This is a genomic window from Streptomyces sp. WAC05292, assembly GCF_003949955.1.
Lineage (GTDB): Bacteria > Actinomycetota > Actinomycetes > Streptomycetales > Streptomycetaceae > Streptomyces > Streptomyces globosus.
The window spans coordinates 1-23,795 of record NZ_RPSE01000015.1 but is presented as its reverse complement, the minus strand read 5'-3'; the positions used below and the strand labels follow the sequence as shown (position 1 = coordinate 23,795).

Sequence of the window (23,795 nt, the reverse complement as noted above, 5' to 3'; positions counted from 1 at the left end):
CACCGCTAGAAGGAGGTGCCGAAGCCGTCCGCGGAGCCGGCGCCGCCGCTGCCGCCGGCGCCGCCCTGGCGCAGGGAGGGCAGGTCCGCCTTGATCGTGTTGACGGGGATCGCGAAGCCGAGGCCGACGCTGCCGGCGGCGGAGCTGTCGCTCGCCGGCGAGTAGATCGCCGACGGCATCCCGACGATCTCGCCGTTCATGTCGACGAGGGCGCCGCCGGAGTTGCCGGGGTTGAGGGAGGCGTCCGTCTGGATGGCCTTGTAGGAGGTGGTGTTCGAGCCTGTGTTCCCGTTGAACTGGCGGCCGTCGAAGGAGAACGGCCAGCCGCCGTCGCTCCGCTGCTGCCGCTGCGGGGACTGCTCGGACTTCGGGACGTTCACCTCGCGGTTCAGGGCGGAGACGATGCCGCTGGTGACGGTGCCGGTCAGGCGGTCGGGGGAGCCGATGGCGACCACCTCGTCGCCGACCTTGAGGGCGTCGGAGTTGCCGAGGCGGGCGGGCTTCAGGCCGCTCGCCCCCTCGATCCTGATCAGGGCGAGGTCCTTGTCCGGGTCGGTTCCGACGGTCTTCGCGGCCAGCTTCCTGCCGTTGCCGAGGGTGACCTGGATCTCGGAGGCGCCGCTGATGACGTGGTTGTTGGTGACGACCTCGCCGTCCGCGCTGATGATCACGCCTGAGCCGGTGCCCTGCCCGGAGCCGGTGCGCGTGTCGATCCGCACGACGGACGGGCCGACCTGCTCGGCGACGCCCGCGACCGTGCCGCCGGCGGACTGCGAGACGTTCCGGCCGGGGAAGCCGGTGCCGGGAAGGCCGGCCCGCTCGGCGAGCAGCTGCTGCAAGCCCGCGGTGGTGGCCCCGCCGACGACGGCCGCGGCGAGCGCCACCGCCGCCAGCACCAGGGCCGGGCGCTTGCCGCGGCGCGTGCGGGCCGGGCCGTACGGGCCCTGCGGGCCGTCGGCCCCGGGATCCGGCAGCACGTCGGCGGCGTACGCGGCGGGCTGCGCGGGCGGTACGGCCTCGCCGCGGGCGGTCTCGGGCCGGTGCGCCTCGTACCAGCCGGGCGCCGGTTCGGTGCTCCCGCCGGGCGGCTGGTGGGCCCCGTCGAGGGGCGCGCTCGGGTACGGGCGGTTCTCCTGCGGGTACTCGCCTTCGCGGCGGAAGCTGTCGGTCATGGGACCGACTCTCGCCGCGGTTCATGAGAGCTTTCTGAGTTCCCGCTGAGAAGCCCGACAGAACCTCGTATGCCCGATATAAAGGAGCGGCCGTGCGGGATGCGGCGGTCCCGGCGGCGCGCCCGGCGGCCGGGTCAGGAGCAGCCGCAGGAGCGGCGCACGACCAGCGCGGACGGGAACTGCTTGAGCCGCTCCCGCCGCGAGCCCGCGACCCGCAGCCCGTCGTCGAGCACGAGGTCGACGGCGGCCCGGGCCATCGCCGGGCGGTCCGAGGCGACCGTGGTCAGCGGCGGATCGGTGAGCGCCGCCTCCTTCACGTCGTCGAAGCCGGCGACGGCCAGCTCGCCGGGCACGTCGATGCGCAGCTCGCGGGCGGCGCGCAGCACGCCGATCGCCTGGTCGTCGGTGGCGCAGAAGATCGCGGGCGGCCGGTCGGGGCCGGAGAGGACCTCCAGCGCGACCCGGTAGGCGTCGTAGCGGTTGTAGGGGGCCTCGAAGAGGCGGCCCTCGACGGACCGGCCGGATTCGAGCATGGCCCGGCGCCAGCCCTCGACGTGGTCGGCGACCGGGTCGCCGACGGACGGGGTGTTCTCGATGCCGCCGATGCAGGCGACGTACTCGTGCCCGTGCTCCAGGAGGTGGCGGGTGGCGAGCTGGGCGCCGCCGATGTCGTCGGTGACGACGGCGACGTCGTCGATGGCCTCGGGCCGCTCGTGCAGCAGCACGACCCGCGCGTCCCACGCCTCGATCTCGGAGGCCGCCTGCTCGCTCATGCCCTGGCTGACCAGGATCAGCCCGGAGACCCGCATGCCGAGGAAGGCCCGCAGGTAGTGGACCTCGCGCTCGGTCCGGTAGTCGGAGTTCCCGACGAGCACCATCTTTCCACGCTCGGCGGCGGCCTGTTCGACCGCGTGCGCCATCTCCGCGAAGAACGGCTGGCGCGCGTCGGGCACGATCATGCCTATGAGGTCGGTGCGCCGCGACGCCATCGCCTGGGCGACCCGGTCCGGGCGGTAGCCCAGCTCCTTGATCGCGGCGAGGACACGCTCGCGCGTGGCCGGGGCGACCGGCCTGGGTCCGTTGTTGATGACGTAGCTCACGACGGCGGTCGAAGTACCCGCAAGTCGCGCCACGTCATCCCGCGTCACCTTGGCCACGCCCGGGAGTCTACGCGGGGTGACCTACCTCTGGGCAGGCCGTCCTGCCGACCGGGCGATCACCGGAGGTTCCTCCATACGGGGGAGGCCCTCACCGTGCCTCCGCCGGAAGCGGCGCAGCGGCCTGCGCCGCGGCGTCCGCGGCGGCCCGCTCGGCCTTCTCCGGGGTGACGAACCGGTACCCGACGTTGCGGACGGTGCCGATCAGCGACTCGTGCTCCGGGCCGAGTTTCGCACGCAGCCGCCGGACGTGCACGTCCACCGTCCGGGTGCCTCCGAAGTAGTCGTACCCCCACACCTCCTGGAGGAGCTGGGCACGCGTGAAGACCCGGCCCGGGTGCTGCGCCAGGTACTTCAGCAGCTCGAACTCCTTGAAGGTGAGGTCCAGGACCCTGCCCTTCAGCTTCGCGGAGTAGGTGGCCTCGTCGACCGACAGGTCGCCGTTGCGGATCTCCATGGGGGAGTCGTCGGCGCCGAGCTGCCGGCGGCCGGTGGCGAGCCGGAGCCGCGCCTCGACCTCGGCGGGGCCGGCGGTGTCGAGGAGGACGTCGTCGATGCCCCAGTCGGCGGTGACGGCCGCGAGGCCGCCCTCGGTGACGACGAGGATCAGCGGGCAGCCGGGCCCGGTGGAGCGCAGCAGCTGGCACAGCGAGCGGACCTGCGGCAGGTCGCGGCGGCCGTCGACGAGGATGACGTCCGCTCCGGGGGTGTCGACCAGGGCGGGCCCCTCGGCGGGGGCGACGCGCACGCTGTGCAGCAGCAGGCCCAGGGCCGGCAGCACCTCGGTGGACGGCTGGAGGGCGTTCGTCAGCAGCAGGAGGGAGCTCATGCCCGACCCCCTGCCCGGGTCGGTCGGTGGTGCACGGTTCGCTGGTCCGTCACGTCGGTTCCTCCTCGGTCCCGTCGAGGACTTTCGCGGTACTGCTTCGTACGTGGTGCGCGGTGCGCGTGCGGCGGCCGTGCGGGCTCCGCGCCCCGGGGGCCCGCACGGATGTCACTGTTCCCGGCCCGATCAACGTGCCGAAAGCACAAAAGGACCCGGGGGCTGCGTTGCCCGGATCCTTCGCCAGCAGAATAGCCCACCGCCCGGTGGCGGGCCGAGGCTTCGCCGACTCCGCTTCTGTGGTCCGTGCCACCCTGTGGAACCAGCCTATGCCCCGGTTTCGATGGTTCGGGGGACGTTTGGCGCGGCGGGCGGGGGCCGCCGGTGCGCGCGCGGGGCGCGCGCGGGCGCGCCGGAGCAGCGGGCGGGAGGGGTCATCATGGAGGCCGACGGTAGAGAGCCGACGATAGGAGCTGCAGTGGCAACCGGAACCATCCGCTACTGGGCGGCGGCCAAGGCCGCGTCCGGGACGGCGGAGGAGCCGTACTCGGCGCGGACACTGGCCGAGGCGCTCGACGCAGTGCGCGACCGGCATCCCGGGGAGCTGACCCGGGTGCTGCTGCGCTGCTCCTTCCTCGTGAACGACGAGCCGGTGGGCAAGCGCCCGCACGACGCCGTCCTGCTGACCGAGGGGGGCACCGTCGAGGTGCTCCCGCCGTTCGCGGGCGGGTGAGCGGAACACGATGAGCACTCCCGAGGAACAGCAGCGCCGGCAGTACGGGCAGCAGCACCCCGAGCAGCAGCACCAGCCGTACCCGCAGCACCAGCAGCCGCAGCAGGATCAGCAGTCGCAGCAGCAGACGGGTGCGTACGGGGCGCAGCCGCCGGTTCCGGAAGCCGACCCGTACGGCACCCAGACCTGGCAGGCGCCGACGTGGGACACCGGGTACCAGCCGGTCCAGCGGCCCGAGCCGCAGCAGCAGGTGCCGCAGCCGCCGCTCGGCGGGCTTCCGGGGCAGTCGGCTCCCGAGCGGCCCGTCGCACCGGAGGGGTGGTTCCGGGACGAGTCCCCGGCCGCGCCCGCCGCCCCGCAGCAGCAGCCCCCCGCCGCGGACTGGGCGCGGAACGCCTACCCGCAGGCGTATCCGGGCCATGCGGGTCAGGGCCAGGCCTATCCGGGCCAGGCCGGTCAGGGCCAGGCCTATCCGGGCCAGGCCGGTCAGGGCCAGGCGGGTCAGGCCTATCCGGGCCAGGCCTACCCGAGCCAGCCCGGTCAGGGCCGGCCCGGTGAGGGCCAGGCGGGTCAGAGCCAGGCCGCGCCGCAGTACCCGGCGCAGCCCGCGGTTCCGGACGGCTGGTTCCGCGAAGAGGCCCCTGCGGCCGCCGCTCCGGCCTCCGCGGCCGCGCCGGGCCACGACTGGGCCGCCGAGACGGCGTACCTGCCGCCCGTGCGGGACACCGCCGCCGCCGAGACCTCGTACCTGCCGCCCGTGCGGGACACCGCCGCCGCCGAGACGGCCTACCTGCCGCCCGTGCGCGGAGGCGTCGGCGTCCCCGACGGCTGGTACCGGGGGGAGGCTCCGGGCGCCGCCGTGCCCGCCGGGGCTGCGCCGGCCGCCGAGAGCCCGGCCGAGGCCACGGCCTACCTGCCCCCGCAGACCGCCGCCGACCCGGCCCCGCCGGCCGCCGCCTCCGGCACCGCGCAGCCGGGCGGCCCTGCCGGGAGGCCCGGCGAGCCGCAGGCGCCGGGGGAGGAACCCGCGTACTCGCCGCCCACCCTCGGCGGCAACACCATGCGCGCCGTCGACCCCGCACAGGCCCGCGCCGAGGGCCTCTCGCCGATCATCGACCCGGGCCCGCAGTCGGCCCTGCTGACCGCCGCGCTCGGCCTGCTGCTCGCCGCGGCCGCGCCCTTCGGCGACCTCGCGCTGCTTCTCCCGCTCGCCGCCCTCCAGGGGCTCACGGCCGCGGGGTGGTTCCGCCTGAACGGCATGTGGCCCGCCCGCCAGGGCATCGCCCTCGCCTTCCTCGGCGCGCTCGTCGCGGACGCCGCCGTCCTCGCGGTCGACGCCGTCCACGGCCCCGGCGCGATCATCGGCACCCTCGGCGTGTGGGTGCTGCTCACGCTGGTCCTCCAGCTGCGCAGCGCCGCCGACCCCGACGAGCGGATGTACGGCCTGATGGCATCGGTGGCCTCCGCCGCCCTCGCCATCATGTGCGCCGGCTTCCTGGCCGCCGGGTCGGCCGCGGTGTCGGTCGGCGCGGTCGCGGTGGCCGTCGCCGTGTTCGTCCGCGCACTGCCCCTGCCGCCCGCGCCCTCGGTCGGCGTCTCGCTGGCCGCGGCCGCCGGCTCGGGCGTCGCCGTCGGCGCGCTGACCTCCATCGGCGCCGGCGGGGCCCTGCTGGGCCTGGCCGCCGGGGTGTGCGCGCTGGTCGGGCTGCGCGTGGCGGCGTACGACTACCCGTCGAAGTTCGTGCACATGACCGCCGGCGTGGCGCTGCCGCTGGCGGCGGCCGCCCCGGCCGTCTACCTGCTGGGGCGGGTGGTCGGCTGACGGTGCGCCGGGCCGCCCGGCCCCGGCAGCGGCCCCCGGGCGCGCCCGCGTGGTCAACTAGGGGCACGTACCGGGTCTACAGGGGGGAGAGGCACGTGCGCGTCCTGCGTGTCGTCGTGTTCGTCGCAGTGGTGCTGGGCGGCCTGTTCGTGGCCGCCGACCGGTTCGCGGTCGGCTACGCCGAGGACGAGCTGGCCGACCGAATACGGGCCCGCCAAGGGCTGGCGGGTTCCGCGGAGGTCGAGATCCACGGCTTCCCCTTCCTCACCCAGGCGCTGAGCCGGGAACTCGACCGGGTCGACGTACGGGTCACCGGTGTCGACGCCGTCGCCGACGGCCGCAAGACGCGCCTGTCCGAGCTGGATTCGACCTTCCGCGGTGTGAAGCTCGACGCCGACTACGGCGGCGGCACCGCGAAGAGCGCCGAGGGCTCGGCGCTGATCACCTACCCGGACCTGACGAAGGCCTCGCAGACGGGGGTGACGCTCGCGTACGGCGGGGCGAAGGACAAGGTGAAGGTCACCGCCTCGGTGGAGCTGCTGGGCCGGACCTTCACGCGGAGCGTGGTCTCCACCGTCAGCCTCGTCGAGGCGGGCGGCGACGGCGGCGGCAAGCTCGTCCGGGTCCGGGCCGACGAGGTGCCCGGCGAGGGCATCCCCGGCATCGAGGGCGCCGTGCGCCGCAAGACCGACTTCGACCGGCGCCTCGACGGCGGCCTGCCGTCGGGGCTGCGGCTGACGGGGCTGACCTCCGACGAGGCCGGCGTGCACCTGGAACTGGGCGGCACGGACGTCTCCCTGGCCGGATCGTGAGACAGGCGGTCCGATCCGCAGAAGGACGGCCTGCGCGGGGCGTCCCCGGCGCCCTCGCGGAGCTGCCGAAACGGCATCCCATCCCGAAATGCGGATGATCGCGTCTCGGTATATGACACACCGGTGACAGGGCGGCCCGTTCCTCCCTACGATCCATGGCTATGAAGCATCAGCAGGCGGACCTCACGAAGCGGCGGGCAGTAGACCTGTGTCGCGTCGCCGCCATGCTCTGTCGATCCATGTGACCCGAGAGCGCCATCCGCTCCGCCCGTCGGACGACCGTACTTCCCGCGTGACCGCAGTGCAGCCGCCCCGGCCTGCCCGCTGACGCCTCCCCGCGCCCAGCGGCCGCCCGAGCGCCTGCCCCACCGCCCACGCGACAGCGCAGCACTTCTGCCAGCCCGCAGCACCCGCACCGCCCCGCCGCACACTGCCCCGGAGGAGAAACCATGAGCCGCAGCGACGTCCTCGTCGACGCCGACTGGGTCGAGGCCCACCTGAACGACGCCAACGTCGTCGTCGTGGAGGTGGACGAGGACACGTCCGCCTACGACAAGAACCACATCGCCGGCGCCGTCCGGATCGACTGGAAGAAGGACCTCCAGGACCCGGTCCGCCGCGACTTCGTCGACCAGGAGGGCTTCGAGAAGCTGCTCTCCGCCAAGGGCATCTCCAACGACGACACCGTCGTCCTCTACGGCGGCAACAACAACTGGTTCGCGTCGTACGCCTACTGGTACTTCAAGCTGTACGGCCACCAGGACGTCCGCCTCCTCGACGGCGGCCGCAAGAAGTGGGAGCTCGACTCCCGCGACCTGGTCGACGGCTCCGACGTCCCGAACCGCCCGGCCACCGCGTACAAGGCCAAGCCGCAGGACACCTCGATCCGCGCCTTCCGCGACGACGTCGTGGCCGCCATCAACACCCTGAACCTGGTCGACGTCCGCTCGCCCGACGAGTTCTCCGGCAAGCTGCTCGCCCCGGCCCACCTGCCGCAGGAGCAGTCGCAGCGCCCCGGCCACGTGCCGAGCGCCCGCAACATCCCGTGGTCGAAGAACGCCAACGACGACGGCACCTTCAAGTCCGACGAGGAGCTCAAGGCCCTCTACGAGACCGAGCAGGTCGACCTGGCGAAGGACACCATCGCCTACTGCCGCATCGGCGAGCGCTCCGCGCTCACCTGGTTCGTGCTGCACGAGCTCCTGGGCCAGGAGAACGTCAAGAACTACGACGGCTCGTGGACCGAGTACGGCTCCCTCGTCGGCGTGCCGATCGAGCTGGGCGCAGGCAGGTAATCAGGGCACGCGACGCCCGGTAGAACGACTTCTCTCAGGACAGGACAGAGAAACATGTGCGGAGCACAGATCGGCGGGCCCGACCTCGCCACCCTCAAGCCCGGTGAGACGGCCATCCAGGGCCAGGTGACCAAGGACGGCGAGCCCGTCAGCGGCTACGTCCGCCTCCTCGATTCGACCGGCGAGTTCACCGCGGAGGTCCCGACCTCCGCGACCGGCCAGTTCCGCTTCTACGCGGCGACCGGCTCGTGGACGCTGCGGGCCCTCGTGCCCGGCGGCCAGGCGGACCGCGCCGTCGTCGTCTCCGAGGCCGGCGGCGTGACGGACGTGGCCATCGCGGTCTGATCCCGCGATCGGGAGCCCATGAACCGGCCGGAGGGCCGCACCCCAGGGGGTTGGACGCCACTGGAGCGGGGTGCGGCCCTCCGCGCCGCCCGGGCCCGGGCCGGGATTCGGCCCGGCGGGCAGCGGCGGCCCTAGGCTGGAGGCATGTACGCGCGCCGGCGCCGCATCTACTTCGTCCTGATGGGCGTGTGCCTCTTCCTCTTCGTCTCGGCATGGACCTTCGTACGGCTGCTGTCGGTCGAGGCCGCTGTCGCGCTGTGCGTGGTGGCGATGGTGATCCCGCCGGTCGCGGCGATGGTCGCGAACCGGCGCGGCCCCGAGGACCGCTGGTGGGACGACCCTTCGGGCGACCCGAAGTCGGACGAGTGGTGGGACGAGCTCGACGGCAAGCGCCGCCCCCGCGACGAATGACCTTCCGCGTGACCGCAACGTAATACGTTTCCGCACAACCGTTCCCTTCGGGTACATGTCAAGGCTGTGCGCGGGTGACCGCCCGCCGACAGACCCGTGGGGAACACGTCCTTGGAACACGCACAGACCTCTCCCGAGCCGGGGGACGAGGGGAATCCGGCGGAGGCGCCGCCCGCACGCCCCGCACGCCGCGGCCGCCGCACCGCCTTGCTGATCGCCTGCGGAGCCGCGCTCGGCATCCTCGGCGGCACCGCCGCCGGCTACGCCGTGCAGTACCACCGCCCGCCGACGCCGCTGCCGCCGCTCGCGCAGCAGAAGCTGGTCACCCCGAAGGCGCTCGCGCCCGACGCCGCCACGACGCGCGACAGCATCAACGCCAACCGCCGCCACAAGACGGACGGCGACCTCACCGCGCTGCTCGTCGAGGCGCCCGCCGGGGCGAAGGCGCCGGGCAAGGGCTACGAGAGCCTCGACGTGTTCTCGGTCGGCTTCGAGGAGCCGGGCAAGGCCCTGGCCGGTTTCGCCGAGGACGGGGTGCGGCGCATCGCCACCACCGTGTGGTCGCAGGACGACCGCGTCTTCGTCGAGATCCGCCTGATCCAGTTCCGCGACCGCGAGGGAGCGGACGTCTACCAGCAGAGCCAGGCGCTGTCCATGCCGACCAAGGAGTACGCCGGCAACCCGGGCGTGCCCATCCCCGGCGCGCCCGCCGATCTCGCACACGTGTGGGTGGACTCCAGCGCCGAGACGAAGCCGGGCTACCACCCGGTGCGCGGGGCCCGGGCCGTCGCCCGCCGCGGCGACATCGTCATGGAGATCGACTACATCGACAACCGCGGCCGGATCGCCGAGGGCGACGTCGTCGACCTGGCCAAGCGACAGCTGGAGCGCCTGTGACCGAGCCGCTGAAGACGGCCTCCGCCGCCGCTGCCGCGGAGACCGCCGCCGACACGGCCTCCGCCGCGCCGGCGCAGGAGTCCGCGCCCGCATCCCCGTCCCGCCGCGGGCGCAAGGCCGCCGCCCTCGCCAGCGGCGCGGTCGCCCTCGCCGTCCTCGCGGGCGGCGGGCTCGCCGGGGCGGCCGCGCTGGAGGGGGCCGACCGGAGCGTCGAGACCCGCTACTGGGTCCCCGACGGCCCGAAGCCGGCACTCCCGGAGGACCCGGCTCCCGTCCCCGCCGGGGAGCTCTCCGGCAGGCTGCTGCCGGTCCCGTCCGGCTACTCCCTCGGCCCGGACCTCGGGCGTGACGGCAACGACTACTCCTACTTCGGCGAGAAGGCCGTCCAGACGTACGGCGACGCCGGCGGCGGGCTCTCCGGCTCCGAGCGGAAACGGCGCGACGAGGTGCTGGAGGGGATGAAGGTCAAGGGCCTCGCCGGCCGCAGCTACACGAGGGACGGCGGCGGCGCCGTCTACCAGGTCCGCATCATGCAGGCCGACGCCAAGGCGGTCGGCAGGCTGTCCGAGGCGGCGAAGAAGCTCAACGAGCTGGCGGGCGACGGCCGCGGCGCCCCCGCCGTGGACGGCCACCCCGAGGCCAAGTGCGTGCTCATCGCCATAGGAGAGGAGAAGCAGGAGAAGATCGACTCGATGGACTGCACGGCCGTCCAGGGCGATGTCCTGGTCACCTTCCGCGCCTTCGGGCCCAAGCCGTTCTCGCCCGCCGACGCCGCCTCCTTCTTCAAGAACCAGCTGAGCCACCTGAAGTCCCCCGGGGAGTCCGTGTGACCGACCACCGCACCACCGAGACCGGCACCGTCCCCGCGACCGGGACCGACACCGCCCCCGACACCGCCCCTGTTCCGGCCGCCCCCGCGCGCCGACGGGGCGCCGCGGCACTGCGCCGGCTGGCCGCGGCCGCCGCGTTCGCCGCCTTCGGGACCGGGACCGCGTACGGGATCACGCAGGCCGACCGCACCGACCTGCCGGGGCTGGAGACGCGCGGGGACGGCCGCTGGGACTACCCGGTGCTCGCCAAGCCCACCCTGGCGCCCGGGGCCCCGCAGCCCTTCTCCTCCGACAACGACGGCGGCATCCACTACGCGGCCCTGTTCCAACTGCTGCTGCCCGCCCCGCGCGGGTCCGCTCCCGATCCGGCCCTGAAGGTGGAGGAGGACCAGAAGGTCTCCGAGGACGCCTTCCTGGAGGAGTTCGAGCCGACCGTCCGGCAGAGGATGAAGCAGGAGTTCACCGACGAGGGCCTGCGCCAGATCGCCGGGCGGGCCTGGACCATGCCCGACGGCACACGCACCCGCATCTACCTGCTGCGCTTCTCCGCCCCCGACTTCGCCGACGACCGCGACCGGTGCGGCAGCACCATGAACGTGAACGGGGTGAACCGGATCGAGGACGACTCCGCCTGGAGGAAGGCGAAATTCGCCCAGCCCAACCCGGCCCTGCACGGCACAGTGGACGTGTTCGCGGAGGCCCCGCCCGTCGGGGACGAGGAGGTCCGGGTCGGGTGCATCCAGTCGGGTGACGTGCAGGCCGCCGTGTTCCAGTCGCGCAAGGGCGGGGTCGCGACCGTCCCGTTCCACCAGACCGTGGTCCTGCAGAGCCAGCTCCTCGGCTGACCGCGCCCCGCCCGCGCCGCCGCGGCGCCCCGGCGGCGCGGGCGGGGCACCTCGGGGAGTGGGGCGGGCGGGCGGACAGTAGGCTTGGGGACCGGCCCCGTACCCGCCACACCGACACCTCCGAGGAGTCCCCCGTGCTTGAGGCATTCTTCACCTCCCTGCTCGTCCTGGTCTGCGTCGGCGTCCTGGCCTTCACCGGCCTCGCCGTGAAGAAGCTGTACCAGGGCCAGCGCTGATCCACGGATCGGCCTTCCCGGACCCGGAATCCCCTCCCACAGATCGCCTGAGCAGCCATTCATGATCCAGATCCCGTCCGACCTGAACCCGGGCCTCGTCCCCCTCGCCTTCCTCCTCGGCACCTGGGAGGGCGCTGGCGTCTTCGACTTCCCGGGTGAGGAGAAGTGCAACTTCGGCCAGGAGGTCGTCTTCAGCCACGACGGCCGGGACTTCCTGGCGTACACCTCGTCCACCTGGGTCCTCGACGCCGAGGGCCGCAAGGTGCGGCCGCTGGAGTCCGAGTCCGGCTACTGGCGCATCGACGGGGACCGCAAGATCGAGATCGTCATGGTCCGCGACCAGGGCGTCGTCGAGGTCTGGTACGGCGAGCTCGCGGACCAGAAGCCGCAGATCGACCTGGCCACGGACGCGGTGGCCCGCACCGCCGCCTCCGGCCCGTACAGCGGCGGCAAGCGCCTCTACGGCTACGTCAAGGGCGACCTGATGTGGGTCGGCGAGAAGGCCACCCCGGACGTCGAACTGCGCCCCTACATGTCGGCCCAGCTCAAGAAGGTCGTCACCCCGGAGGAGGTCGCCGAGATGGCGCGCAACCTCCCGGACATGCCGGACGACGGCATCGCCTTCTTCCGCTGATCCGCGGCCGGCCGGTGCGCCGGCCGGCTCCGCAGCGCGTCCCGGCGGGGACCGCGGGCAGCCCGCCCGCGGTCCCCGCCGCGCGCTTACACTGGGCGCGTGGTGAGCCCCGAAAGCCCCGACCGTGCCCCCGGCACCGACTGGAAGAGCGACCTGCGGCAGCGCGGATACCGGCTGACGCCGCAGCGCCAGCTCGTGCTGGAAGCCGTGGACGCCCTCGGCCACGCGACGCCGGACGACATCCTCGCGCACGTCCGCAAGACCGCCTCCGGGGTCAACATCTCCACCGTCTACCGGACGCTGGAGCTGCTGGAGGAACTGAAGCTCGTCTCCCACGCCCACCTCGGGCACGGGGCGCCGACCTACCACCTCGCGGACCGGCACCACCACATCCACCTGGTGTGCCGCGAGTGCGCCGGGGTGATCGAGGCGGACGTCGCCATCGCCGCAGAGTTCACCGAGAAGCTCCGCGGCGCCTTCGGCTTCGACACCGACATGAAGCACTTCGCGATCTTCGGCCTGTGCCGCTCGTGCGCCGCCGAGCGCCCTGCCGGGCCCGCCTGACGGGGTCGTACGCTTGGTCCCATGACCAGCCCCCTGCTGAACCTCCCCGGCGCCGTACAGGCCGAAGGCCGCGACGAGGGTGTCGCCGCCCACTACGGAGAGCTGTACGGCGAGCAGCGCGCACTCGCCGACGGCCGAGGCTTCGTCGACCTCTCGCACCGCGGGGTCGTCACCGTCACCGGACCGGACCGGTTGAGCTGGCTGCACCTGCTGATCACGCAGCACGTCACGGAACTCCCGCCCGGCCAGGCCACCGAGGCGCTGATCCTCTCCGCGAACGGGCACATCGAGCACGCCCTGTACCTCGTCGACGACGGCGAGACGGTGTGGGCGCACGTCGAACCGGGCACCACGCAGGCGCTGATCGCCTACCTGGAGTCGATGAAGTTCTTCTACCGCGTCGAAGTCGCCGACCGGACGGGCGACTTCGCCGTGGTGCACCTGCCCGCCGGGTCCATCGCCGAGGTCGACAAGGAGTTCGTCGTACGCGAGACCGCGCACGGCCGGGACGTGTTCCTGCCGCGCGGCGAGCTGGAGGCCTTCGCGGGCGGCCACGGGCCGGCCGCCGGCCTGCTCGCGTACGAGGCGCTGCGCGTCGAGGCGCACCGGCCGCGGCTCGGTCTGGAGACCGACCACCGCACCATCCCGCACGAGCTGGGCTGGATCGGCACCGCGGTGCACCTGCAGAAGGGCTGCTACCGCGGGCAGGAGACGGTGGCCCGCGTCCACAACCTGGGGAAGCCGCCGCGCCGCCTGGTCTTCCTGCACCTGGACGGCTCGGAGGTGCACCTCCCGGCGCACGGGGCGCCGGTCAGGCTCGCCGCCGACGGGGCGGAGGGCCGGCAGCTCGGCTTCGTGACGACGGCGGTCCGCCACCACGAGCTCGGCCCGATCGCGCTCGCCCTGGTCAAGCGGAACGTGCCGGTGGACGCCCCGCTGCTGGCGGGGACGACGGCCGCCGCGCAGGAGGTCGTCGTCGCCCCGTAGGCGCGGGCCGCCGCCGTCAGACGTCGATGACGATGGTGAACGGGCCGTGGTTCGTCAGCGAGACCCGCATGTCCGCACCGAACCGGCCCGTCGCCACCGTCGCCCCCAGCGCGCGCAGCTGCGCGACGACCTCGTCGACGAGCGGCTCCGCGACGCCGCCGGGCGCCGCGGCGTTCCAGGTGGGGCGGCGGCCCTTGCGGGCGTCGCCGTACAGCGTGAACTGCGAGACGACCAGCAGCGGCGCGGAGACGTCGCTGCAGGACTTCTCGCCCTCCAGGATCCGCACGGACCACAGCTTTCTGGCCAGCTGCGCCGCCTTCTCGGGGGTGTCGTCATGGGTCACGCCCACCAGGACGCACAGCCCCTCGCCGACGATCTCGCCCACGGTCTCACCGGCCACGACGACGCTCGCGCCGTCCACTCTCTGCACCACTGCTCGCATACCACCTGTGTACCAGGCGGGCACTCCTCCACGGCCGAACGGGTGGCGCGGGACTGCGCCCGCACCACGGAGAGTGGCACGATGCACGCAGGCGGTGCTTCCCCCCGGTCCCACGCGTCACGCGGGCACGGGGAAGAGCCCATGCACCGGTCGAGGGGACGGACACGTTCACATGAATACTTCTGGTACCTCCGTACCTGTACCTGCATCACCCGCACCACCCGCTCCACCCACACCATCCGCCGCCGCCGCTCCGGCGGCCGGGGCGGTACGGCCGCCCGCGCAGCGCAGCGCAGGGGAGCCGGGGCAGGCGCCGACCACGCCCGCCACCGCGCTCGGCCTGCCGGAACTGCGCGCACTGCGCCGCGAGGCCCAGCGCGAGGAGGCCGACCTCAGCTACGTCCGCCGGCTCCTGCAGGGCCGGATCGACATCCTGCGCGCCGAACTGGCCCGGCGCAGCGACCCTGAGGCCCCCGTGCCGCCCGAGGCGCCGGTGGTGGACCGGCTCTCGGAGATCCTCGCGGACGCGCCGTCCAGCCGCAGTGCCTCCGCCCGGCACGTCACGCTCGGCACCCCGCGCGGGGAGGAGTACCGGGTGCTGGCGGCGGAGATGCTGTCCGACGTCGAGCTGTCGGACCTGGGGGCCCGCACGGACGGCGAACTCCACGAGGCGATGGGCAGGCTGACGGGGTACGAGCAGCAGGTCTCGCGCCGCAGACAGCAGTTGCAGCGCACCGCGGACGACTGCAGCGCCGAGATCACCCGGCGCTACCGGGAGGGCGAGGCCCAGGTGGACGACCTCCTGGCCTGACCCGGCTGCTCGCAGGCTCCCGCCGCCGTCGCGGGGGCCCCGGCGGAAAATGCGGCGACGGGAGCGCGGAGGGCGCACTAGCGTGGCGCCCCATGAGCGTTGACGTCCGGCCCATCGCCGCTTCGGAACTGACCCAGTGGATGCAGGCGGTCAACACCGGCTTCCTGACGGCCTCCGCGGTGACCGAGTCGGACGCCGCGCAGCGGGCCCGGCACAGCGACCCGGCCCGCATCATCGGCGCCTTCGACCGCGGCACCGGCGCCTGCGTCGGCACCTTGCGCTCCTTCCGGCAGGAGCTGACCGTCCCCGGCGGGGCGGCGGTCGTCTCCAGCGCCCTCACCAACGTCACCGTGCTGCCCACGCACCGCCGGCAGGGCCTGCTCACCCGCATGGTCGCCGCCGACGCCGCCGCGTCCGCCGAGCGCGGCGACGCCGTCTCGACGCTGATCGCCGCCGAGTACCCGATCTACGGCCGCTACGGGTACGGGCCCGCGGCGTCGGTCACCGAATGGGAGGTCGACGTACCGCGCGCCGGCCTCGACCTGCGCCGGTCCGGGACCGGCGACGGCGGCCGCATCGACCTCGTCGACACCGCCGAGGTGCGCCGCGTCGGCCCCGCCCTGCACGAGCGGCTGCGCCGCCAGCAGCACGGCATGGTCAGCCGCGACGAGCGGTGGTGGGCCCTCGCGACGGGCCTGGAGCAGTGGTCGCACCGCCCCTACCAGGACGGCTTCCAGGCCGTCTACCGCACGGCGGAGGGCGAGGTCGCCGGCCTCGTCCGCTACACCGCGGACGACGTCTGGGCCGACGCCAAGGTGCCCATGAACACGGTCCGCGTCCGGGAGCTCCTCGCGGCGACCCCGGCCGCCGAGCGGGCGCTGTGGCACTACGTGTGCTCCATCGACTGGGTGCAGAAGGTCCGCACCGGCTTCCGCGCCCCGGACGACCTGCTGCCGCACCTGCTGCCCGACCCGCGGGCGGCGCGGCCGGTGACCGCCGCCGACTTCCTGTGGGTGCGCGTCCTGGACGTCGTACGGGCCCTCGGTGCGCGGACGTACGCCGTGCCGGGGACACTCGTCCTGGAGGTCCGCGACCCGGGCGGGCCGGCCGCCGGCCGGTACCGGCTGGACGCGGGCACCGGGGAGTGCGCGCGCACCCGTCAGGCCGCCGACCTGAGCCTGGACGTCTCGGCGCTCGGCGCGCTCTACCTCGGCGACGAGTCGGCGGTACGGCTCGGCGCGCTGGGAAGGGCGGCCGAGGAGCGGCCGGGGGCACTGGCCCTCGCGGACGCGGTGTTCCGGACGGCCCGGCGGCCGTGGTGCCCGGACACGTTCTGAGCGCGGGGCGCCGGGCGCGGGAGCACGGAAGGTACGGGGGCGGCGACATGCGGGGAGAGCGGGACGTGCGGGAAGCAGCGGAAGCCGGGGAAGCCGGGGAAGCCGGGGAAGCAGGGCAGGCGGGGGAAGCAGAGCCGGCGGCCGCGGAGGCGACGGTCGCGGCGCTGCGCGCCGCCGGGTGCGTCTTCGCGGAGGAGGAGGCGGAGCTGCTCACGGCCGCGGCCGGGGGCGAGGAGGCGGCCCTGGCCGCACTCGTCGCCCGCCGCGCCGGCGGGGAGCCGCTGGAGCACGTCGTCGGCTGGGCCGGGTTCTGCGGGCTGCGCATGCGGGTCGGCGCGGGGGCGTTCGTCCCGCGCAGGCGCACCGAGTTCCTGGTGCAGCAGGCCGTCGCGCTCGCCGCGGCGGACGGCCGCCCGCGGCCGGTGGTCCTCGACCTGTGCTGCGGCGTCGGCGCCCTCGGCGCGGCGGTCGCGGCCCGGCTGGGCGCCGGGACCGAGCTGCACGCCGCGGACATCGACCCGGGCGCGCTCGCCTACGCGCGCGCCAACACCGCCCCGTACGGCGGGCGGGTGTACGAGGGCGACCTGTACGGGGCGCTGCCGCGGGCGCTGCGCGGCCGCGTGGACCTCCTGCTCGCCAACGCGCCGTACGTGCCGACGGACGAGATCGCGCTGCTGCCGTCCGAGGCGCGGGACCACGAGCCGCCGGTGTCGCTGGACGGCGGCCCGGACGGGCTGGACGTCCACCGGCGCATCGCGGAGGGCGCCCCGCCCTGGCTGGCGCCGGGCGGGCGGCTGCTGATCGAGACGAGCGGACGGCAGGCGCCGCACACGGCCGCGGCCCTCCGGGCGGCGGGCCTCGCCGTGCGGACGGTCGAGTCGGAGGAGTTCTGGGCGACGGTCGTCATCGCCACCCGCACCGTGTGACGGCGCCGGGCGGGGCCGGGTCCCGGCGCGGCGCGGGGACCCGCTCGTTGCGGATCGGGACGACCGCCGCGTACGGGCTTCCGCCCGGCGTCAGCGGCGGCCCAGGAGCTCCGCGATCCGGATGAACCCGTCCGTGCCGTGGCCCAGGCCGATGACGCGGCGCGCCCAGCCCTCGGCCGCGCGCATCACCCCGGCGTCGATGCCGTGGGCCTCGGACGCCTCGACGATGTGCGCCATGGAGGAGGCCGCCGAGGTGATGGGGTTGTCCTTGCCGGAGTGGCCGCCGGAGTCGGCTTCCTCGGCCGTCTGCGCGAAGATCGGCGGGAGGATCGCGGCGATGCCCTGCGCGAAGGGGGCCAGCTCGCGGCCGGTGATGCCTTCCGCCCGCGCCACGGCCAGGGCGTGCGCGTAGCCGGCCATCGCCGTCCAGAAGACGTCGAGGAGGGCGATGTCGTACGCCGCCGCCCGGCCGATGTCCTCGCCGAGGTGGGTGTGGGTGCCGCCGAGGGCGGTCAGCACGGGCCGGTGCTCCCGGTACAGCTCCTGCGGGCCGGAGTGGAGGAACACCGCGTCGGGGGTGCCGATCGTCGTGTTCGGCGTCATGATCGCGCCGTCGAGGTAGCCGATGCCGTGCGCCGCGGCCCAGTCGGCGGCGGCGCGGGCCCGCTGCGGGGTGTCGGCGGTCAGGTTCACGACCGTCCGGCCCCGCAGCGCGTCGGCGACGGCCTCGCGGCGCAGGATCCCGTCGGCGGCGTCCTGGTTCACCACGCACACCACGACCAGCCCGCTCGCGGCGGCGGCCTCCTCGGGCGAGCGGGCGCCGACCGCCCCGCGGGCCGTCAACTCCGCGTCGCGCCCCGGCGTCCGGTTCCAGACCGTGGTGCGCAGGCCCGCGTCGAGGAACGCGCCGGCCAGGGCGCGGCCCATCGGGCCCAGGCCGAGCACCGTCACGGCAGACTGGTCGAAGGGGTGCGGGGCGGTGTGCTGCGTGGACGTGGACAAGGTTCGGCTCCCGTACATGATCGAGGGATGGAATGGGGGGCGCATGACGCGCAGTCGTGCCCGGGACACGGAGGTGTGCGGAGTGACCGCCGCCATCGCCGTGATCGACGGCAAGTGGAAGACGGCCCTGCTGTGGCTGCTGGAGTCGGGCCCGTGCCGGCCCGGCGAACTGCGCCGGCGGCTGCCGGGCCTCAGCGAGAAGGTGCTGACGCAGGCGCTGCGCGAGATGCAGGAGGACGGGCTCGTGCACCGGGAGGTGCACGACGTGCTGCCGCCGAAGACCGAGTACTCGCTGACCCCCTTCGGCCGCGAGCTCTCCGAGGCGCTGGGCCCGGTGTCCGACTGGGGGCACCGCAGGCTGGAGCGGCTCGTGGGGGAGCAGTCGGCCCCGTAGGCCGGTGCCTCCTTCCGATCCGCCGGCCGCCGACCCCTTGATCAAGGGTGGCGTGGGACGGGGCGGTTGCCCAGTACCCACAAAAAAGTGGGTGTCGGCGGTGGGCCGCCGCTGCTCAGCGGGTGTCGGCCGGACGCCGCCACCGCCACGCCGTGTGCCCGGCGAGGGTGACGGCGGCGAGCACGGCGAGCACTCGTACGGTGCTCCAGACCGCCGTGGCGACCGGCCCGGCGGCCGCTTCGGCGCCGAGCCGCATCGAGGTCTCGCAGAAGGCGGTCAGCGGCACGAGCAGCCGGAAGGGGAGCCCCGCAACGCCCGGGTTCCGCGCCAGGTTCCCCAGTACGCCGAGCGGGGCGCCGAAGAGGACGGCGGCGGCACCCCACATGAGCACCCCCGCCCAGTTGACCTGGGCCTGCGGCTCACCGGAGACGACCACTCCGATCGGCGCGGCGGGGCTGAGGGCCTTGCACAGGTAGTAGACGGCGACTCCGACACCCAGCCCGGCCGGGGCGAGGAGGGCCGCCTCGGCCTTCGACCGCCGGACGTACCCGACGAGGAACCCGAAGCACGCCCAGGGCCACCCTCCGGCGAACACGACCCCCGCGGCCCGGAAGGGCACCGTGCCCCCCTTCGCCGCGAGCGCCCCGACCGGGCCGAGCACGGCCCCGGCCCCGAGGACGGCCGAGGCGGCGGCGATACGAGCGGCGATACGAGCGCCCACGATTGCCCACCTGTCTGCCGGGGAAGCCGCCGGAGCAAGTGTCGGCGCGGCGCGCGGCCAGGTCGAGATCATTCGCGGCCGAGAGAACCGGCCGCACGCCGCCCCGCCGGGTGGGAGATACTGCAAGCGCTTGCTTGCAAAAGTTAGCAATGTGCGGCAGGATCACCGCATGGCATCGCTCAACGTCGGCAATCTCGGCGAGTACCTCCGCGAGCAGCGGCGGCAGGCGCAGCTCTCGCTGCGGCAGCTGGCCGACGCGGCCGGCGTGTCGAATCCGTACCTGAGCCAGATCGAGCGCGGTCTGCGCAAGCCGAGCGCGGACATCCTCCAGCAGCTGGCCAAGGCGCTCCGCATCTCTGCGGAGACGCTGTACGTGCAGGCCGGGATCCTCGACGAGCGGGACCGGGACGAGGTCGAAACGCGGGCCGCCATACTCGCCGACCCGTCCATCAGCGAGCGGCAGAAGCAGGTGCTGCTCCAGGTCTACGAGTCGTTCCGCAAGGAGAACGCGCAGGAGGCCGGACCGGCCGCCGCGCAGGCGCCGGGCGACGCGGAGCCGGCGGAGCCCGCGGCCCCGCCGGTTCCCTGACGGCGCGAAGCACCCAACGAACCGAACTGTGATCCGGGAGGACCAGCCACATGGCCATCGCCGATGACCTGAAGAAGACCCTCGCCGACCCGACCCCCCTCTACTTCGCCGCCGGCACCGCCGACATCGCGCTGGAGCAGGCCAAGAAGGTGCCCGGCCTCATCGAGCAGCTGCGCACCGAGGCGCCCGTCCGCTTCGAGGCGGTGAAGAACACCGACCCGAAGATCGTGCAGCAGAAGGCCCGCGAGGCGCAGGAGGTGGTGACCGCCAAGGTCGCCGAGGTGCTCGGCACGATCGACGCCAAGAAGATCGGGGAGACCGCGCAGGACCTCGCCATGCGCGGGGTGGGTGTGGCCGCCGAGTACGCGGTGAAGGCCAAGGAGACCTACGACCGGGTCGCCGAGCGCGGCGAGCAGGCCGTCCGCGAGTGGCGGGGCGAGGTCTCGGAGGAGATCGTCGACATCGCGGTCGCGGTCGAGCCGGAGCCGGCCGTCGACGACAAGGCCGCCGCGCGCCGGACCACGACGCGCAAGACCCCGGCGAAGAAGGCCGAGGAGAGCGTCGAGGGCTGAACGCGACGGGGCCGGGCACCCGAGGGGTGTCCGGCCCGTTGGGGTGGATGAGGGGTGCCGTGCCGGTAGCGTGGAGGCAGAGGCACCAGCCATGGCAGGGCACGTGTGAAGGCGGTCGAGTCGATGTTGATGAACGGGTTCGATAACGGCGTGCTCCCGCTGCTCGGGTTCGCCATGCTGGCGCTGGCCGTCGTGGCCTTCGTGTTCGCCCTCATGGCCAGGGAGGACGCCTACCGGGCCGCGGACAAGCAGACGAAGACCTTCTGGATGGTCATCCTCGGCGTCACCGTGCTGGTGGACTTCTTCCTCGGGATGCTGTTCCTGCAGATCGCGGGCCTCGTCGCGACGATCGTGTTCCTCGTGGACGTCCGGCCCGCCCTCAAGCAGGTCTCGGGCGGCGGCCCGCGCCGCGGCGGCAGCAGCAGCGACGGCCCGTACGGGCCCTACAACGGCGGCCGCTGACCGCCGGCGCCCGCCCCCGCGCGGGCGCCCCCCCCGTACGCGTACCGATCAGGGGGAGTTGCGCGACAGGAGCACCACGGCGACGTCGTCGGTCAGCTCGCCGCCGTTGAGCCGGCGGGCCTCGGTGACGGCGGCCTCCAGCAGGCCCTCCCCGCTCAGCCCGCGGGCCAGGTGCCGGTTGATCATCTCGACCATGCCGTCCTGCCCGAGCCGCTCCCTGCCCTCGCCGATGCGCCCCTCGATGAGGCCGTCGGTGTAGAGCATCAGGCTCCAGGTGCCGCCGAGCTCCACCTGGCGGCGCGGCCAGCGGGCCTTGGGCAGCAGGCCCAGCGCCGGCCCGCTGTTCTCGTACGGGAGCAGCCGCGCGGGCCGGCCCGGCCGCGAGACCAGCGGCGCCGGGTGCCCGGCCAGGCACAGCCCGGCGCGCCGGCCGTCGGGGGATATGTCGACGGTGCACAGCGTCGCGAAGATCTCCTCGCAGGGCCGCTCCACGTCGAGGACCTCCTGCAGCGTCGCCAGCAGGTCGTCGCCGCACAGGCCGGCCAGCGTCAGTGCGCGCCAGGCGATGCGGAGCTCGACGCCGAGGGCGGCTTCGTCCGGGCCGTGCCCGCACACGTCGCCGATCATGGCGTGGACGGTGCCGTCCGGGGTGCGGACGGTGTCGTAGAAGTCGCCGCCGAGGAGGGCCCGGCTGCGGCCGGGACGGTAGCGGGCGGCGAAGCGGAGGTCGGAGCCGTCCAGCAGCGGGGTGGGCAGCAGGCCGCGCTCCAGGCGGGCGTTCTCCTGGGCCCGCAGTTTCGATTCTGCAAGCTTGTACTGGGCTGTGTCGGCCCGCTTGCGCTCGACCGCGTACCGGATCGCCCGGCTCAGCAGCCTGCCGTCCAGCTCGTCGCGGAAGAGGAAGTCCTGCGCGCCGACCCGGACGGCCTCGGCGGCGCGCTCGGCGTCCGCCTCGTCCGTCAGGACGAGGACCGGGTGGCGCGGGGCGATCCGCAGCACCTCCCGCAGCACGTCGAGCCGGTCGGCCGTCCCCGGCGGGGCGCCGGCCAGGGCCGCGCGGGCGGCGGCCGACGGGTTCGGCAGGTCCAGGTCCAGCAGGATGCAGTGGACGTCGGGTGTGAGCAGGCGGGCCGCCTCGGTGAGGTTCCGGGCGGTGCGGAGCCGGATGCGCTGGCCGTCGGAGTCGAGGATCTCCGGAACGGTGAGGCCGCCCGCGGGGTCGTCCTCGATCACCAGCAGGGTCAGGGACGCCTGCGGCGGTACGGCCTGACCGTTCTCCGTGGCGGGGATCTCCCTCTGCCGCGGTACGGGTACGGGCATCGTCTCCGGTTCCTTCCCTCCCCCCGAGGGTGCGCTCGTGGGCCGACCCTAGCGGTCCGCGGCGCCCGAGCGGAATGGCGTTCCGGGACGAGGACAGCGTCATATGCCGCTATCGCGGGGGAAAATCCGCCTCGCCGAATGACCAACGTCACGGCGGGGGGACGTGCTCGTCCCGTCCAGCGAGACGTCCCCGGGGCGCGGGCGGTTGCCTTCCGCACCGGCTTCCGCGGCAGGCGCGCCGGCCCTCCCGGCCGGGCTGCCCCACCCCTGCCGGCGCCTTCCCCGCGCTGCCCGCACCCTGGTCGCGCCCAGGCCGCACCTGCGCGGAACCTCCCCGCGGCCTCAACGGAACGGCCACGGACTCCCGTGTCGGCCGTCCGCCCGCCGCACCGGCCGCGGGTCCGCCCTGCGCCGACGCGCGCCTGCTACGGCTCGGGCCGGACCACCGCCTTGATCGGCATGGAGCCCGCCCCGGCGAGGGTGATGTTGCGGCCGGGACGCGGGGCGTGGACCATCGCGCCGTCGCCCACGTACATGCCGACGTGGCTGGCGTCGTCGAAGTAGATGATCAGATCGCCGGGCCGCATGTCCTTCAGGGCGACCTTCGGCAGCAGCCGCAGCTGCTCCTGCGAGGTCCGCGGAATGCCCCTGCCTGCGGCCCGCCACGCCTGGGAGGTGAGCCCGGAGCAGTCGAAGGACGCCGGACCCACCGCGCCCCACTGGTACGGCTTGCCGATCTGCGCGGTGGCGAACTGCACGGCCTTCCGGCCCGCCTCGGTGGCCGTCCCGTTGATCTCCTTCAGGACGCCCGTCGACAGCCAGGCGGTCTGCGCCTTGTACTGGGCTTCCTGCTCCAGCTGTATCAGCCGGGCCCGCTCCTCGGCCTCCAGCTTGCTCTCCAGGTCCTCCGCAGCCTTGATCTTGGCCTCGATCTCCTTCTTCGAGGCCTCCTTCCTGACGCGGTTCGCCTCCAGCTTCTGCCACTCCGCGTTCGCCTCGCGGGCACCGCGCTGCAAGTCGGCCTGGGTGCGGTTCATCGCGGACAGCAGGTCCGTGGTGGCCTTCTCGCCCTGCCGGATCCGGCTCGCCCCGTCGAGGAACCGGCCCGGGCTGTCGCTCAGCGCGAGACGGGCACCGGCCGGCAGCCCGCCCGAGCGGTACTGGGCGCGCGCGGCGGCGCCGGCCCGCCTCTTCAGGTCGTTGATGCGGTCCTGGCCCGCGGCGACCTGCTTGGCGATCTCCACGATCCGGTCCGACTGCGCCTTGGCCTCGGTCTCGGCCTGGTTGTACGCGTCGGTCGCCGCGCCCGCCTGCCGGTACAGGCCCTCGATCTCCTTGCGCACCTGCTCCAGGGACTTGGCGCCCGGCTCCGGGGCCGGCGCCGCGAGGGCCGGCGCGGTCAGCGCCGTCACCGCCAGCAGCGCCGACGCGCACAGGAGTGTCAGGGCGGAGGCGCCCCTGCGCCGCCGCTTCGGCTCCTCGGTTCCCATGGTCCCCCCTGGCACCCGGGTCGGATCCGGTGCCGCACAGCGCGCCGCAGCGCCGGCCCGTGCACCTCGGCGATCCAGCGGTCCATGCGGCGCAGCCGGTTCGGGTTCGTCGTCCCCCGCGTCACCGTCCCCACCGGGCGCGCCGCCTGCGCACCCCGCGCGACGC

At 74.2% G+C, this 23,795-nt stretch carries 28 protein-coding genes and 1 pseudogene; 20 read left to right on the top strand and 9 right to left on the bottom strand.

Annotated elements, in window-relative coordinates:
• Window positions 1–5: 5 nt before the first annotated feature.
• The 3 genes from EF903_RS03515 to EF903_RS03505 form a co-directional block, all read right to left on the bottom strand.
• The gene (locus EF903_RS03515) at window positions 6–1,172 is read right to left on the bottom strand and encodes a S1C family serine protease (RefSeq protein ID WP_125541104.1); all 1,167 of its coding nucleotides are present in this window, start codon (window positions 1,170–1,172) and stop codon (window positions 6–8) included.
• Window positions 1,173–1,306: 134 nt separating this feature from the next.
• On the bottom strand, window positions 1,307–2,329 hold the full coding sequence (locus tag EF903_RS03510; RefSeq protein ID WP_125541103.1) for a LacI family DNA-binding transcriptional regulator: 1,023 nt from the start codon (window positions 2,327–2,329) through the stop codon (window positions 1,307–1,309).
• A gap of 91 nt (window positions 2,330–2,420) precedes the next feature.
• On the bottom strand, window positions 2,421–3,158 hold the full coding sequence (locus EF903_RS03505) for a response regulator transcription factor (protein ID WP_125541102.1): 738 nt from the start codon (window positions 3,156–3,158) through the stop codon (window positions 2,421–2,423).
• Window positions 3,159–3,630: 472 nt separating this feature from the next.
• On the opposite strand from EF903_RS03505, the gene EF903_RS03500 reads away from it, so the two are divergent.
• The 13 genes from EF903_RS03500 to EF903_RS03440 all read left to right on the top strand — a co-directional run bounded on the left by EF903_RS03500 (window position 3,631) and on the right by EF903_RS03440 (window position 13,563).
• The gene (locus EF903_RS03500; protein WP_125541101.1) at window positions 3,631–3,885 is read left to right on the top strand and encodes a MoaD/ThiS family protein; all 255 of its coding nucleotides are present in this window, start codon (window positions 3,631–3,633) and stop codon (window positions 3,883–3,885) included.
• Window positions 3,886–3,895: 10 nt separating this feature from the next.
• Window positions 3,896–5,707 (top strand): hypothetical protein, encoded by a 1,812-nt coding sequence (locus tag EF903_RS03495; RefSeq protein WP_125541100.1) that lies wholly within the window; start codon window positions 3,896–3,898, stop codon window positions 5,705–5,707.
• A 95-nt stretch (window positions 5,708–5,802) separates the two neighbouring features.
• The gene (locus tag EF903_RS03490; RefSeq protein WP_125541099.1) at window positions 5,803–6,519 is read left to right on the top strand and encodes a DUF2993 domain-containing protein; all 717 of its coding nucleotides are present in this window, start codon (window positions 5,803–5,805) and stop codon (window positions 6,517–6,519) included.
• Between the two features lie 155 nt (window positions 6,520–6,674).
• Window positions 6,675–6,764 carry an Ms5788A family Cys-rich leader peptide gene (locus EF903_RS36025; RefSeq protein ID WP_350875872.1) on the top strand — a complete coding sequence of 30 codons (90 nt, stop codon included), beginning with the start codon at window positions 6,675–6,677 and terminating at the stop codon, window positions 6,762–6,764.
• A 204-nt stretch (window positions 6,765–6,968) separates the two neighbouring features.
• Window positions 6,969–7,814, top strand: coding sequence for a sulfurtransferase (locus EF903_RS03485; protein ID WP_125541098.1), 846 nt, complete (start codon window positions 6,969–6,971; stop codon window positions 7,812–7,814).
• Between the two features lie 54 nt (window positions 7,815–7,868).
• A complete protein-coding gene (locus EF903_RS03480; RefSeq protein WP_114058125.1) occupies window positions 7,869–8,159 on the top strand; it encodes a DUF1416 domain-containing protein in 291 nt (96 codons plus the stop codon).
• Window positions 8,160–8,303: 144 nt separating this feature from the next.
• Complete coding sequence (locus tag EF903_RS03475) at window positions 8,304–8,570, top strand: DUF3099 domain-containing protein (RefSeq protein WP_125541097.1); 267 nt, start codon at window positions 8,304–8,306, stop codon at window positions 8,568–8,570.
• 111 nt (window positions 8,571–8,681) lie between these two features.
• A complete protein-coding gene (locus tag EF903_RS03470) occupies window positions 8,682–9,467 on the top strand; it encodes a hypothetical protein (protein WP_260614764.1) in 786 nt (261 codons plus the stop codon).
• Entirely contained in the window at window positions 9,464–10,297 is an 834-nt protein-coding gene (locus EF903_RS03465; protein ID WP_260614763.1) for a hypothetical protein, read from the top strand. Before EF903_RS03470 ends, EF903_RS03465 begins: the two co-directional genes overlap by 4 nt.
• The gene (locus EF903_RS03460; RefSeq protein WP_125541095.1) at window positions 10,294–11,142 is read left to right on the top strand and encodes a hypothetical protein; all 849 of its coding nucleotides are present in this window, start codon (window positions 10,294–10,296) and stop codon (window positions 11,140–11,142) included. Before EF903_RS03465 ends, EF903_RS03460 begins: the two co-directional genes overlap by 4 nt.
• 297 nt (window positions 11,143–11,439) lie before the next feature.
• A complete protein-coding gene (locus EF903_RS03450; protein WP_125541094.1) occupies window positions 11,440–12,012 on the top strand; it encodes an FABP family protein in 573 nt (190 codons plus the stop codon).
• A 99-nt stretch (window positions 12,013–12,111) separates the two neighbouring features.
• Window positions 12,112–12,576 (top strand): Fur family transcriptional regulator, encoded by a 465-nt coding sequence (locus tag EF903_RS03445; protein WP_185902505.1) that lies wholly within the window; start codon window positions 12,112–12,114, stop codon window positions 12,574–12,576.
• 21 nt (window positions 12,577–12,597) lie between these two features.
• Window positions 12,598–13,563: a folate-binding protein YgfZ gene (locus EF903_RS03440; protein WP_125541093.1), complete on the top strand. Its 966-nt coding sequence runs from the start codon at window positions 12,598–12,600 to the stop codon at window positions 13,561–13,563.
• 16 nt (window positions 13,564–13,579) lie between these two features.
• On the opposite strand, the gene dtd is transcribed toward EF903_RS03440, so the two are convergent.
• Window positions 13,580–14,005: a D-aminoacyl-tRNA deacylase gene (dtd, locus tag EF903_RS03435; protein WP_114058119.1), complete on the bottom strand. Its 426-nt coding sequence runs from the start codon at window positions 14,003–14,005 to the stop codon at window positions 13,580–13,582.
• A gap of 172 nt (window positions 14,006–14,177) precedes the next feature.
• Between dtd and EF903_RS03430 the strand changes: the two genes are divergently transcribed.
• From EF903_RS03430 to EF903_RS03420, 3 genes are all read left to right on the top strand, one after another.
• Entirely contained in the window at window positions 14,178–14,816 is a 639-nt protein-coding gene (locus EF903_RS03430; protein WP_125541092.1) for an AmfC protein, read from the top strand.
• Between the two features lie 92 nt (window positions 14,817–14,908).
• Complete coding sequence (locus EF903_RS03425; protein WP_125541091.1) at window positions 14,909–16,153, top strand: GNAT family N-acetyltransferase; 1,245 nt, start codon at window positions 14,909–14,911, stop codon at window positions 16,151–16,153.
• A gap of 164 nt (window positions 16,154–16,317) precedes the next feature.
• Window positions 16,318–17,079, top strand: a complete 762-nt coding sequence (locus EF903_RS03420; protein WP_260614768.1) for a putative protein N(5)-glutamine methyltransferase — start codon at window positions 16,318–16,320, stop codon at window positions 17,077–17,079.
• Between the two features lie 90 nt (window positions 17,080–17,169).
• Here the strand turns inward: EF903_RS03420 and EF903_RS03415 are convergent, their stop codons facing one another.
• Window positions 17,170–18,081, bottom strand: coding sequence for an NAD(P)-dependent oxidoreductase (locus EF903_RS03415; RefSeq protein ID WP_260614761.1), 912 nt, complete (start codon window positions 18,079–18,081; stop codon window positions 17,170–17,172).
• Window positions 18,082–18,124: 43 nt separating this feature from the next.
• Between EF903_RS03415 and EF903_RS03410 the strand changes: the two genes are divergently transcribed.
• Entirely contained in the window at window positions 18,125–18,475 is a 351-nt protein-coding gene (locus EF903_RS03410; protein ID WP_125541088.1) for a helix-turn-helix domain-containing protein, read from the top strand.
• 115 nt (window positions 18,476–18,590) lie between these two features.
• Here EF903_RS03410 and EF903_RS03405 read toward each other — a convergent pair whose 3' ends face one another.
• The gene (locus tag EF903_RS03405) at window positions 18,591–19,196 is read right to left on the bottom strand and encodes a hypothetical protein (RefSeq protein WP_260614760.1); all 606 of its coding nucleotides are present in this window, start codon (window positions 19,194–19,196) and stop codon (window positions 18,591–18,593) included.
• 169 nt (window positions 19,197–19,365) lie between these two features.
• Between EF903_RS03405 and EF903_RS03400 the strand changes: the two genes are divergently transcribed.
• From EF903_RS03400 to EF903_RS03390, 3 genes are all read left to right on the top strand, one after another.
• Window positions 19,366–19,785, top strand: coding sequence for a helix-turn-helix domain-containing protein (locus EF903_RS03400; RefSeq protein WP_125541087.1), 420 nt, complete (start codon window positions 19,366–19,368; stop codon window positions 19,783–19,785).
• A gap of 50 nt (window positions 19,786–19,835) precedes the next feature.
• Window positions 19,836–20,357, top strand: coding sequence for a hypothetical protein (locus EF903_RS03395; RefSeq protein WP_125541086.1), 522 nt, complete (start codon window positions 19,836–19,838; stop codon window positions 20,355–20,357).
• 123 nt (window positions 20,358–20,480) lie between these two features.
• Window positions 20,481–20,819 carry a DUF2516 family protein gene (locus EF903_RS03390; RefSeq protein ID WP_114059008.1) on the top strand — a complete coding sequence of 113 codons (339 nt, stop codon included), beginning with the start codon at window positions 20,481–20,483 and terminating at the stop codon, window positions 20,817–20,819.
• 48 nt (window positions 20,820–20,867) lie between these two features.
• Here the strand turns inward: EF903_RS03390 and EF903_RS03385 are convergent, their stop codons facing one another.
• From EF903_RS03385 to EF903_RS34970, 3 genes and pseudogenes are all read right to left on the bottom strand, one after another.
• Window positions 20,868–22,139, bottom strand: coding sequence for a PP2C family protein-serine/threonine phosphatase (locus EF903_RS03385; protein WP_125541085.1), 1,272 nt, complete (start codon window positions 22,137–22,139; stop codon window positions 20,868–20,870).
• A gap of 425 nt (window positions 22,140–22,564) precedes the next feature.
• Window positions 22,565–23,629 carry an NlpC/P60 family protein gene (locus EF903_RS03380; protein WP_125541084.1) on the bottom strand — a complete coding sequence of 355 codons (1,065 nt, stop codon included), beginning with the start codon at window positions 23,627–23,629 and terminating at the stop codon, window positions 22,565–22,567.
• A 34-nt stretch (window positions 23,630–23,663) separates the two neighbouring features.
• Window positions 23,664–23,763, bottom strand: a pseudogene (locus tag EF903_RS34970) (class I SAM-dependent methyltransferase); the annotation flags it as partial.
• Window positions 23,764–23,795: the final 32 nt, after the last annotated feature.

What these genes read in the sequence shown, in the direction of transcription:
- EF903_RS03515 (WP_125541104.1), bottom strand. Translation starts at nt 1,172, where the DNA reads ATGACCGACAGCTTCCGCCGCGAAGGCGAGTACCCGCAGGAGAACCGC.
- EF903_RS03505 (WP_125541102.1), bottom strand. Translation starts at nt 3,158, where the DNA reads ATGAGCTCCCTCCTGCTGCTGACGAACGCCCTCCAGCCGTCCACCGAG.
- EF903_RS03395 (WP_125541086.1), top strand. Translation starts at nt 19,836, where the DNA reads ATGGCCATCGCCGATGACCTGAAGAAGACCCTCGCCGACCCGACCCCC.
- EF903_RS03485 (WP_125541098.1), top strand. Translation starts at nt 6,969, where the DNA reads ATGAGCCGCAGCGACGTCCTCGTCGACGCCGACTGGGTCGAGGCCCAC.
- EF903_RS03430 (WP_125541092.1), top strand. Translation starts at nt 14,178, where the DNA reads ATGAATACTTCTGGTACCTCCGTACCTGTACCTGCATCACCCGCACCA.
- EF903_RS03425 (WP_125541091.1), top strand. Translation starts at nt 14,909, where the DNA reads ATGAGCGTTGACGTCCGGCCCATCGCCGCTTCGGAACTGACCCAGTGG.
- EF903_RS03385 (WP_125541085.1), bottom strand. Translation starts at nt 22,139, where the DNA reads ATGCCCGTACCCGTACCGCGGCAGAGGGAGATCCCCGCCACGGAGAAC.
- EF903_RS36025 (WP_350875872.1), top strand. Translation starts at nt 6,675, where the DNA reads ATGGCTATGAAGCATCAGCAGGCGGACCTCACGAAGCGGCGGGCAGTA.
- EF903_RS03480 (WP_114058125.1), top strand. Translation starts at nt 7,869, where the DNA reads ATGTGCGGAGCACAGATCGGCGGGCCCGACCTCGCCACCCTCAAGCCC.
- EF903_RS03410 (WP_125541088.1), top strand. Translation starts at nt 18,125, where the DNA reads ATGACGCGCAGTCGTGCCCGGGACACGGAGGTGTGCGGAGTGACCGCC.
- EF903_RS03390 (WP_114059008.1), top strand. Translation starts at nt 20,481, where the DNA reads ATGTTGATGAACGGGTTCGATAACGGCGTGCTCCCGCTGCTCGGGTTC.
- dtd (WP_114058119.1), bottom strand. Translation starts at nt 14,005, where the DNA reads ATGCGAGCAGTGGTGCAGAGAGTGGACGGCGCGAGCGTCGTCGTGGCC.
- EF903_RS03475 (WP_125541097.1), top strand. Translation starts at nt 8,304, where the DNA reads ATGTACGCGCGCCGGCGCCGCATCTACTTCGTCCTGATGGGCGTGTGC.
- EF903_RS03380 (WP_125541084.1), bottom strand. Translation starts at nt 23,629, where the DNA reads ATGGGAACCGAGGAGCCGAAGCGGCGGCGCAGGGGCGCCTCCGCCCTG.
- EF903_RS03440 (WP_125541093.1), top strand. Translation starts at nt 12,598, where the DNA reads ATGACCAGCCCCCTGCTGAACCTCCCCGGCGCCGTACAGGCCGAAGGC.
- EF903_RS03495 (WP_125541100.1), top strand. Translation starts at nt 3,896, where the DNA reads ATGAGCACTCCCGAGGAACAGCAGCGCCGGCAGTACGGGCAGCAGCAC.
- EF903_RS03450 (WP_125541094.1), top strand. Translation starts at nt 11,440, where the DNA reads ATGATCCAGATCCCGTCCGACCTGAACCCGGGCCTCGTCCCCCTCGCC.
- EF903_RS03400 (WP_125541087.1), top strand. Translation starts at nt 19,366, where the DNA reads ATGGCATCGCTCAACGTCGGCAATCTCGGCGAGTACCTCCGCGAGCAG.